Source organism: Exiguobacterium sp. A1_3_1 (genome assembly GCF_048985645.1).
In the GTDB taxonomy this organism is placed as follows: Bacteria; Bacillota; Bacilli; order Exiguobacteriales; family Exiguobacteriaceae; genus Exiguobacterium_A; species Exiguobacterium_A indicum.
This window is the reverse complement of record NZ_WBYY01000109.1, coordinates 1-10,956: the sequence shown is the minus strand read 5'-3', so window position 1 is coordinate 10,956 and position 10,956 is coordinate 1. Positions and strand designations below refer to the sequence as shown.

The window sequence follows — 10,956 nt, the reverse complement described above, 5'->3', positions numbered from 1 at the left end:
TCCCGATCAACCATAAACGGATTCTTCGGCTGATGCGCAAATATAACACCGTGACCAAAATCCGGAGGATGAACTCTTATCGCAAGCTCTCTCGGGCGACGCACGAGCACCGCGTCGTGCCGAACCGATTGAACCGCGAGTTCCCGGCAGAGCGAGCCCGGGAAAGTATTCGTGACCGATATCACCTACCTCCCTATCGCCTCCGGCGAGAACGTCTATCTGTCTTGTGTGAAGGACGTCGCCACACGCGGGATCGTGGCACACCAATTGTCCACGAGTCTTCACATGGACCTCGTCTTTCAGACGATGAAAAAGCTCGAAGAGCATCTCCAAGAGAAGCGACATCCCGAGGCAATGATTCATTCGGACCAAGGCTTTCACTACACCCATCCGAGCTACCAGCGACTCATTGGCGACCTCGGACTGGTTCAGTCCATGTCCCGTCGGGGCAACTGTCTCGACAACGCACCGATCGAATCGTTCTTCGGTCATTTGAAGGACTATGTCACCAACCGTTCGTGCGAATCAATCGAGGAGGTCCGAGAGATAGTCGGGGACTACATCAGCTATTACAACTGCGAGCGCGGTCAATGGAACCTAAAAAAGATGACCCCGAAACAATATCGGAACCATCTGATCGCAGCGTAGAAAACTTGGTCTTTTTATTAAACTGTCCATTTTACGGGGCTCAGTTCATTAAAAAGGACAATTCATTTTTTGATTTATACTTATTTAAATAAATGGAATTCTTCTTTCAATCGTTCTCAAATATTTTATAGAAATCCATGTGCATATACTTAAATAGATCAAAGTAACAAATAAATTTATAATAATTATTTTGATGGTAAATTGAGTATCAAAATAAAAAATATGTGGCCATGGAATTAATTTCCCACCCGTCAACCCCTCTGATCCACAGTACATAATTACTATTAGTAAAGACACCTCAACACTTTTAAAAAGTATACTACTTAAAAATGAAGTAATTGATAGTATCAAGGACTGAGTAAATAATAATAAAAATAAGCTGATAAAAGAAAAACTTTCGCTCTTAATACAAAATATAGTAACTAAAATAATGATCAATAGTGAAAATAGGCTTATAAAATAAGCATTATATTTAGCAATTTTTTGACTTGGTAGTTGAATCATTATTTCTTCTGAATTTTCATGATAGAGACTGTACACTAAAAGTGACGACCATAATGAAATTGACGGAACAAAAATGATCTGAAGAACTAAAAAGAACTGTGCATCAAATTTAGAGTTATAGAAACCTAAAAGATAAATCATTAATGATAAAGCTATAATAATAGGAATATAAAAATTAAAGCCAATACTTTTAATTTGAAATTTCACTAAACTGTTCACCACCTAGCTCTTTAATAATAGATACATAACCATCTACAAAACGAGGATTTACTGCTACCGCGCCTCCTGGATTTTCTGTAGAAATAATTTTCACTTTTATTGTATCTATATTGATCTCATCAACTTCAATAACCATATATTTATTTAATATTTCATTTAAACTATCATGATTTATTTTCATTTCCCAAACTAACCCTTTCGCATAGCTAGCAAGCGCTTGGGGGGTTGATTCAACAAGTAATTTCCCCTCTTTAATGATCCCTACTTTTGTACATAAAAATTCAATATCTTCTACAATATGCGAAGAAATAATTACAGTTTTTTCTCTAGAAAGTTCCTTCAATAAGTTTCTAAAACGTATTCTTTCGTAAATATCTAATCCAGATGTCGGCTCGTCAACTATGATAATTTGAGGATCAGTTAAAAATAATTGTGCAATCCCAAGTCTTTTTCTCATTCCACCAGATAAATTTCCAACTTGTTTAGTTTTTGATTCAAGTAAATTTACTTTTTTAAGTACATAATCAATTCTCTTTGCTCTTTCATCACTATTTTTTAACCCTTTAAGTATTGCAATATGATTTAAACAATCTTGTACAGTTGCTTTCGGGTATAAATTAAAATCTTGTGGAAGATAGCCAATCAGATTCCGAATGTCTTTAATCTTCTTAGGTTTTATACTAAGATCATCTGAATGCTCTAAGTCAATCGTTCCATTATCAACACTAATAATGCCTGCAATAGCTCTCATCAATGTTGTTTTTCCAGCACCGTTTGGTCCAATTAACCCGTATATTCCTTCAATATTTAGTGAAACATCATCTAAAATACTTTTTTTATTTTTGATTTTTGAAATATTTTTAATATAAATCATTTGTTACCTCCTGATTTAATCAATTGATTTTTTAATTGATACCATGTAAGTTCTTTGTTCCTCATTAAATCGTTCCATCTTCTTAATAATCTTGCAGCTTTGTCATCATCACTTGTGCTAATAAAGTTGATTATTTCTTCAATATATTTTTTATTTTTTTTAGATTCATTGTCATATACTTCACTGATCCAAAAATCACCTTCCGAATACTCTTCTTTTGCTATTTTATGCATTTTATTAATGTAATTTGTTGTTAAGACATTAAATATGATTGGAATATTGTCATTTTCGGTATAGTTATTTTGTATTTTCCATGTCATAGCACCTACGAGTTGATATGAAATATCTTTGCTCATGATATCAAAAGTTAATTTATTGTGATGTTCATAAGGACTTACTAAAATAAATAGATTTTTGTTTTTTTGGTACCACATAGTTTCTGTAGGTAAAACATCATTTGCGCCTCTTCCAGGTACAATATAAATATTTTCAGGAAATTTATAAGCTTTTTTATGAAAAACTTGATTTATAAGATTAAATGTTTCTCTTAATTTGTCAATGTATTTAGCTATAGTCTCAATATTATTTTCCCAAGTAATCGGGTACACAACACGATAATTATTAATGGTTTTGTCTTTGAGCTCACCATAAATAATGTTTATCCCGCTATCACTTGTTATTTGATACGTATTATTGTTTTTTTCTCCAAGACTATCCATTAATTGAACGTTGCCATTCAATTTTAAATTGAACTTTATTTTTGATGTATCATACACTGATAATCGCGTATTTGAATTGTAAACACTTTTCATTGCAGGATTTACTGATTTTACAGGGTACCACGAGAAATAAAATGGTAAGTATGCATGTGATGCTTTAGCTTCCATAAACGGAGATGAACTACCTTTATAATTAATAACAATGGACTTTGTCGGTCTATCTAAGTAAATTTTTAAAAAGTCCTTATCTTGCTTAAATCTAACTACTTTTCTCTCCTCATCTTTTATAGAAGATACAGAAAATTGATGATATAAAGAAAAAACTTTTTCACCCTTTTCTTCGTCTTTAAAGTAAATCTTCACTTCGCTTTTTAACTGATTCTCAATGCTCAATTGAATATCGTATTGTTTAATGTCGTAATCAAAGTTCTTTAACGAGTTTACTTTTTCAGGAGTATAGTTGTAATAGTAATCCAACTCGTTGATATTTCTTTTGTTAAATTTTTCAGGTGTAATTTTTTCATTTTTTTGAAAATTTGAAAATCCTACTACTAACACCGGTATAATGAGCGTTAGTGCTAAACTTTTTTGGAATTTAAAAAACGAATACGAATTATTAAATAATTTGATTGCTATCAATAGAAACAGCATTAACGTCCAAACGTATTTATTTGTTAGATCTCCTTGCGGAAATAAAAACCCGCTTAATGCGTTGTAAGACATTTGAGGATTATCAATTCCAAGATGAATAAAGGCAGGGATCTCTTTCATGCCGAGTATATTAAAAAATGGTTCTAAAACATAAACGTTTGTAGGAGAAAGGACCAGCCATATTAAAATTAGTACGGAATAATTAATTTTACTATTTGAAATTTGTCCGATGTAAAATCCAATTAAAGAAATAATTAAATTTGGGAAGAACCAATACAGCATAATAAATTTGATTGAGTTAACGTAGATTTCTGATTCTCTGTATCCTGAAAAATAGAATATCATCAATATTATCAGTGTAGATCCTACTGAGAATAAGATGTTATTTACAAATACAAAGAAATAATTTGAAATACTTTTGACACTTATACTATTAGGTATCGAGCTAAAAAAGTTATTAATATCTTCTTTTGTTTCAGTAATTGCAGCATGATAACCTAAAAAAACAAATACTAGCATGCTCCCCTGTATTAAGAAAGACGACAATTGTAGAAAGTTCCCGGGGTTAGAGATCTCGGACAACGTGTATGTATAGATCATTATTGATAGATAGATAAAGCCAAAAAGTGAAGATACGATAAATAATGGATTTTTGTAATTAATCTTTGAATAAAATACGAATGAATTTATGATTTTCTTCAAATTATTCACACCTTCTATATGAAATTAGTATAATAAGACCTTTCTAATTATTAGAAAGGTCTTATATCATTAATCTGTAATCTTTACAGTTCCGCGGATATCTTTAGAACTATATTCTGCCCATGCTTCTGCGTAATATGTGGATGGTGCTGGAGAAAATGATGATTTTACCTCTGTAACAGGGCGAGCATAGCTAGTATGAACAGTTGGATCAGGTAAAACTACAATACTTTTTTTAGCGTATCCGATTAATTGGAATGGTCCTCCACCGCTATTAGTTACTGTCATACGTGACGAGCCATCGTGAATATTAATTTTTCCGCCCTCAGCACTTGCTGTATAGTTTAGTGATGCTGTAGATGTTGCTGCTGAAACACTCGTTGTTGCTAGTAAAACTGCCAATGCACCTAGTGCTAACATTTTAGGTGCAGTTTTTTTGTTGCTAACTGCCAAATTAACCATTTGTTTATTTCCTCCTTTTAGTTTTTATAAGAACGTTGTCTTATGTCTTAAAAAGAGGTAATTTATACGATAATAACAACTTGCTGATTAAAATGTCGTTTTTAATTTTTTATTACATTAAACTAATGGATTCGTTTCTTTAGTATCTACTGGTGAAGTTTTAGTCATTGCAGATTCAATTTCAACTGAAAGTTTCTTATCATTTTTTCTTTCCTCTTGATCTAAAATAGTGACAGTTTCTCTTGAACGATCATTTAGCCACTCGATTTGAATTTCCCTTAAAAAACTAATCAATGTAGCCACACGATCTGCATACAAATTAAAAAATGGCTCACAAATTTTTAAGATAGCATGTATCACTAAGGCTGCAAAAAAATAGATTACAAAATATAAAGCTAATGTTTCATTAGTGACTTGCCCCTTATTGGAAAGAGTCGAAATTAAGGTGACGCCTAGAACGACGAATGGAAAAGCGACACCTAACTGTTTCTGATTTCCATCTCGCTCTTCAGTTAATGTTTTTATAAGTACATCAAGTTGAGCACTGTTAACTATACTTTCTTCATTTAACTGTTTTTTTAATGCTATTTTGTATTCCTCATTCTTATTTACAAAAAAATCTGTTTCTCTTTCTAAATAATTAAAGTAACGATATGTTCCTATCGCAAAACCAGCTGGTAGTATCCATGAGACAAGAAGTACAAAATAATTAGATAATAGTGGAATAAGAAGAATGCTCACTAAAAAACCACATAATAAAAGAATACTAAATAAAAACTCTTTCGTTTTAAATCTCTCTTTAGTCTTTGGATTGTAATTATTTTGATGGAATATAATCAGTTTTCGCATTTAATCAGCTCTCCTTGCACATGTATTTTTAAGTTCACATTTAAGTAGATTGTTTGACGATTAATTAAACCATCTATCATTCTGACTACTTGCACTCCTAATTGATGAATCGGCTGATCGATAGTGGTAATATCGATTGCTTCAGTAATCAATTGATTATCAAATCTGTCACAGCACATTTTTTTGGAATCTTTATTTTTAACAGTCTCGCTTGGTGAATGATTCCTGCTGCCACATAATCGTTTCCGACTAAAATTACTCTAATGGATATACTTATAAAATGCATTTTTACGACTTTTTCCAACACTGCTATCTGGATTTCTTAAACAAAGCGCTACGCTTTGATATCTACTCTCCTAAAGGTGATTCATGGCTAGTTCAATTCCATCGGAATGATCAATGTATATTTGAGAATGATCTCCTTTCGACCACTCACATGATACTATCGGACCGTATTTACTGATTTCCAGCAAGACTGATGCTGAAGTCACTGTTGGAGCAACCATTAGCCCATCAATTTGTTTGTATCGTAATTGGTCAAACGAATGGCCTCTAAAACAGCTTCTCTTTTTGCTCTGTTACACAAAGATGATTATTTAGTACGCGTGGTACAGTGGATCGTGATACGATAGCTAATCAATCAATTTTTGTTATTTTTGCCATTATACCCCTTTCTTGTGTCAATATTTTGGTATTTTAATCATATCAAAAATGCGAGACACTATATCAATTAAAATATCTAAAAAAACAATGGACGAATAACGTTTCGATACCACTTGATCCATTTAAAACGCGATACAAAAGGCTGTACACTCTCCGCATGTCTTTTTTATTGCCAGCTTCCAGCTTGTTCGCTTGCTAAGTTTAATCATAAATTCATCATTAAGAACAGCAAGTAAAGAAGAGCATATATACAAAGCAAGTCCACAACTTATTATCAATATCCCAATAAAAAAATAATAATCAGCTAGTAGATCGATTCTCTGAATCAATCTCATTCGTAATATGAATATTTAATCCATCTACTAACAAACCAATAATGAAAATATGTATAAAACTTAACAGATTAGATATACCTTGTTTAATTAGACCATTGATAAAAATCAGTTCACTCCCTATTGTGAACACTCAAAAACCAATACTCATTCCTATATTTCGCTCTAATGCGATATTCAGTGCATCTCAAGGTGCTATACCTATACTAGCTATGATCATAAGCACGACACGGAGTGAAAGTGTTAACAACCCTTCTAGATACATTGCCCATCTCTTTTTACGATTCATACATTTACTCGCTTTATATACTGTTCTTTCACCCGACGCGATGACAAACAATTCTTATTTAAAGGATCAAATTACGGAAGATCATCCGACGATTGAATAGATTGTTGAAGTACTGATTAAGAATGGTATTAAACCTGAATTAGGACACTTTCAAAAAAATGACCCTACTATACTTCAGAGTTAATTGAGAAAATCATCAAGGTCGCTAAAAAGGCAAACCACTTTACAGATTCTACACCTATACTTATAGATCATTTGTTTAATGATATGCCATTAAATTTTATGCATACGTGGAGAACATCAGAAGGAAAGAAAGTCAGACTACATGAGTTATACGATTCAGAAATCCAAAAATGGTCGCTTGATAATATTTGCGAGAAAGTAGGACAAGTTCCAGGAACGTTGATTAAAGCTGCTGCTGCTGGAGATATCACTATCTGTATGAATTTTGATAGCGAACATGTAGATTTGGAAGTTGTAAGAAAAGTAGGAAAGTTGATTGGCACTCGTAATATCATTGCGATGATTGATCGAATTGATACGGCTACTATGTGTGGTCAAAATCTGAAGAAAAATGAGGATAATAATTTATGGTATCAAAGCAAAGGTTATATGGCTGCAGGATCCTAATACAATTGATCGCCTCATGCATAACATTCGATCGATTGGTTTCAACGAATCAAAGATTTGGAAGTTGACTTCATTTGTTCCACTTCGTGAAGCGCACTACTTGAAACAATTAAAGTCTCGAGAAATCGTACCTTTTAGTTTTATAAATGAAACTAAAATCAGAACACACTTTAAAGCCTCTAATCCTGAATTAGTATTAAAATAAGCTCATTACCATTCAAAGGAGGTGATAATATGGATCGAATTCCTTATGCGGATACAGACTCTACATTAACTGTTAGAGTAGAATTGCAACATGCAGCAGATGTATTTTTAGTAGATAGCATCAATTATCAACATTATAAAAGCGGCCGACGTTTTAAGTACTTTGGCGGTCACCAAACAAGTTCTCCAGTAACCATATCTGTACAAGGCGCTGGACGGTGGTATTTAATCGTCAACGGAAATACAAGGTATTATTATCAGTTCTTTTAACAAATAATCTATAACTACGGTTTTCTCATAGAAGTAGACAGTCGAACGAATAATACTGCCTACTTCTATGATTTTTTTATTCAAAGTTAGCGAAAAGTAATATTCATAAGAAAGTAAACAAGTTAACCGTTTAAACGAATTCTCTTATCGTACCTGATCCTATGACTTTTCTGGTATTTCATTAATAAGTAATTTCGCTTTCGTTCCATCAACAAATCCGATTTTGGAAAGTAAAACAGAATCACTTTCCTTAGACTTTGAATACAATTCTTCGATTTTCTCATTCCATATGGTGTGATCTTCATCAGTCATCACCATAAAGAGTCTTCTCATGAATAGCAAATGAATTATTAACCTTTTGTCATAATGAAATCGTCTCAATTCTTCTATGTACAATTTGTCATTCTCATGCTCTTTCGGAATTAAATTGAAATTAGTACCGTAAATTTTACCTGTGTGTGACACTACATTTCTTAAGTGTCTTAATGAATCAATCCAGCTTGCTAATAAATCGCCTAATAGCCTATTTTCTTTGGCATTCGTAGTCATTTTTCGAGCCACAAGAGTTTTATACTGAGGAATCAATAAGCTATAGAATGTTGAAAGACTACCTAAAGTCATTAAATCAAACAATAACCAGACTGGTGTAGCACCATAATTCTGTTCATGGTGTTTAATCGCTTCATGCTTTTGTTTATTAGCTTGGATCGTTTTATAGAAATTTTCATATAATTTATTAACTCTAATTACTCTCTCCTTCTTAGTTCTAGAACGTTTCCCTTTCTCCTCGAAATAAATATCTTCATCTAAATAAAATTGAGCAGGTTGAAAATTATCTGATTGATAATTTTGAGCTAATATATCGATAATGGAAGACCGCAAGAATACTTCTAGTCTAGAAATCAAGTCGTGTAGCCAACTTCGTAAGTAATGATCGTAACTATAAGTTGCTTTCACCGCAGTAAAGCTTTTTTCAATGCCTTTACCAAATAAATCATTTGAATAGTATTTGAACGTGTAATAATTTACTTTTCTTAAAAAATCCTTACATTCATTCTCTTCTTCCAAAGTGAAAGACATATTATCTTTTTTCAATTTTTCAATCATTTCTTCTATTGAATAAGGAGATTTCATAAGAAGCTTTGTTTTTTGCGGTTGATCAAAATAAAAATTAATTTTGTCAATGTCTCTTACATCGTAAAGCTCATCTGTATAAAATAATTGTTCAACATCTACAAATTTAATTTTTTTGGAATTATCCATCTTAAAAAAAACTCCGCCTTGAATTTTGACATAAAAAAAGGCCAACTGTGTTTCGCATTGTTAAGAGGCGTTAGTTGACTGCTGTTACTTTTATTATACTTTTATTCAATCAAAAATCAACTGTTTTATTTGTTAGATACTTTTTACGTTCCAAAAAATTGTGTATTTAAAAATCACACTATTTCTAAGTACATAAAATTTTAAGCTGTTCATGAGATCATAATAAAATCAGCTATTTTAAACTAACCTTTTATTAGCATACACTATTATTAAACTTCTAGAAAATAAAAAATAGCTTAATTTTTCGACATCGAAATGTATACTTTAATTTATCTTATCATTTTTTGATTAGATATTTGAATTATGCTATTTTATATGCCTTTGTATTCTTTATTAATTTCTGTTTGTATAAATAAATAAGATTCTTATGCACAAAAAATGTACAACCTTCTTCATGAATAGACTATGATACCTCTTTATAAGATAAGGGGAATTTTTTAATATATATTCACATATAGAAGATAAGTAATTTTGGTCTAGTATCAATAATACATCTACCGATCATTCGAGTAACATTAAAGAAACGGTGCTTGTTTCCTTTATTAAATATATGAAAGACTCACGGGACCCCATATTATCAAAGATAAAAAATCATTTGAAAACAGCTCATAATAATTAAAAGATCGCATTTAGATTTACTCTTATTAGTTTATGAATTAGTTGGTAAGGTGGTCGTTGATTTCGATGTTTTGGCTGACCCATTTGATTTTGTGCAAAGCAATATAACTTCTGATGATTTGAACTCAGTAAATTCCTGAATTTATTCCCCATTGCTTCAACGCCATATCTACCTAGATCGCCCCAAGCTAAAAACACAGTATCAGCCCACTCTATCGCTTCTTCTATTGCCTTCTCATTAATAGTATCATTGATAAAGTAATCTTCATTAAGAGCTTGAGAGTCGGGATTGATAATTGGGCTTATATTGACAATTTTAAGACTACCCGCCTTAAAATACTTTTGCGCATATTTTGTCATAAATGTTACTGTTGGATCGCTGAATCTTTCATTAGCATGACTAGGATTCATCATAACTACGGTAACTTTCTGACACTCCTCATTCGTGTTCCACATAATATGTAAACTATATCTTTTTATCCCGTCTTTACTAAAAATAGCCTTATGTTGCGCATTTTGAATGCTTAACTCCTGATCCTTGTTTTGCAAGTCTATTTCAAATATACTTCCTTGTTCATGAATCCATTTTTGTAACTCTTCGTAAAATTTAGCTTCTGTCATATTATTAGATAATCGAACAGAACTCTCTAATAGCAGCCGATTCATCATTTTTCTCCTTTGATTACGAACTATCATAATATATTAATATTTCAGTTGCCTTAAGAATTTTTTGATTAAATAATCCCTTTGAAATTACCTATAATACAAAAGAAGCTTTTTTAACGGTATGGAAATTCCGCATTGCTTCATTCTGCCAATTCTTTGATCATATAGTTTTTTTATTATCTCTTTGCTTTGAGTAATGCTTTCGTGATGAATTCGTTTATGACAAACTGAGCAAAGCATTACAATATTAGCAGTTACATCTAAGCTATACTCGAATTCGTCTTGAAACTCCATTGGTATTAGATCTGTCTCTTATACACATCTCCGAGCCCA

Annotated in this window: 8 protein-coding genes and 1 pseudogene; 3 read left to right on the top strand and 6 right to left on the bottom strand. The window is 32.0% G+C overall.

Annotation, left to right across the window (positions count from 1 at the left end):
* Positions 1–648, top strand: a pseudogene (locus F8N00_RS11885) (IS3 family transposase); the annotation flags it as partial.
* A gap of 694 nt (positions 649–1,342) precedes the next feature.
* On the opposite strand, the gene F8N00_RS11880 reads toward F8N00_RS11885, so the two are convergent.
* From F8N00_RS11880 to F8N00_RS11865, 4 genes are all read right to left on the bottom strand, one after another.
* Complete coding sequence (locus F8N00_RS11880) at positions 1,343–2,245, bottom strand: ATP-binding cassette domain-containing protein (RefSeq protein ID WP_214749164.1); 903 nt, start codon at positions 2,243–2,245, stop codon at positions 1,343–1,345.
* Positions 2,242–4,134: a hypothetical protein gene (locus tag F8N00_RS11875; protein WP_214775489.1), complete on the bottom strand. Its 1,893-nt coding sequence runs from the start codon at positions 4,132–4,134 to the stop codon at positions 2,242–2,244. Before F8N00_RS11875 ends, F8N00_RS11880 begins: the two co-directional genes overlap by 4 nt.
* A gap of 252 nt (positions 4,135–4,386) precedes the next feature.
* On the bottom strand, positions 4,387–4,779 hold the full coding sequence (locus F8N00_RS11870) for a hypothetical protein (protein WP_055966292.1): 393 nt from the start codon (positions 4,777–4,779) through the stop codon (positions 4,387–4,389).
* A 117-nt stretch (positions 4,780–4,896) separates the two neighbouring features.
* Positions 4,897–5,628 (bottom strand): hypothetical protein, encoded by a 732-nt coding sequence (locus F8N00_RS11865; protein ID WP_214749170.1) that lies wholly within the window; start codon positions 5,626–5,628, stop codon positions 4,897–4,899.
* A gap of 1,551 nt (positions 5,629–7,179) precedes the next feature.
* Here F8N00_RS11865 and F8N00_RS11860 point away from each other — a divergent pair.
* On the top strand, positions 7,180–7,542 hold the full coding sequence (locus F8N00_RS11860; protein ID WP_214775487.1) for a hypothetical protein: 363 nt from the start codon (positions 7,180–7,182) through the stop codon (positions 7,540–7,542).
* Positions 7,543–7,776: 234 nt separating this feature from the next.
* Entirely contained in the window at positions 7,777–8,016 is a 240-nt protein-coding gene (locus tag F8N00_RS11855) for a DUF1883 domain-containing protein (RefSeq protein WP_214749176.1), read from the top strand.
* 159 nt (positions 8,017–8,175) lie between these two features.
* Here F8N00_RS11855 and F8N00_RS11850 read toward each other — a convergent pair whose 3' ends face one another.
* Positions 8,176–9,279, bottom strand: a complete 1,104-nt coding sequence (locus tag F8N00_RS11850; RefSeq protein ID WP_214749179.1) for an Abi family protein — start codon at positions 9,277–9,279, stop codon at positions 8,176–8,178.
* A 675-nt stretch (positions 9,280–9,954) separates the two neighbouring features.
* Positions 9,955–10,623, bottom strand: a complete 669-nt coding sequence (locus F8N00_RS11845; protein WP_214749182.1) for a DUF1643 domain-containing protein — start codon at positions 10,621–10,623, stop codon at positions 9,955–9,957.
* Between the last annotated feature and the right edge of the window lie 333 nt (positions 10,624–10,956).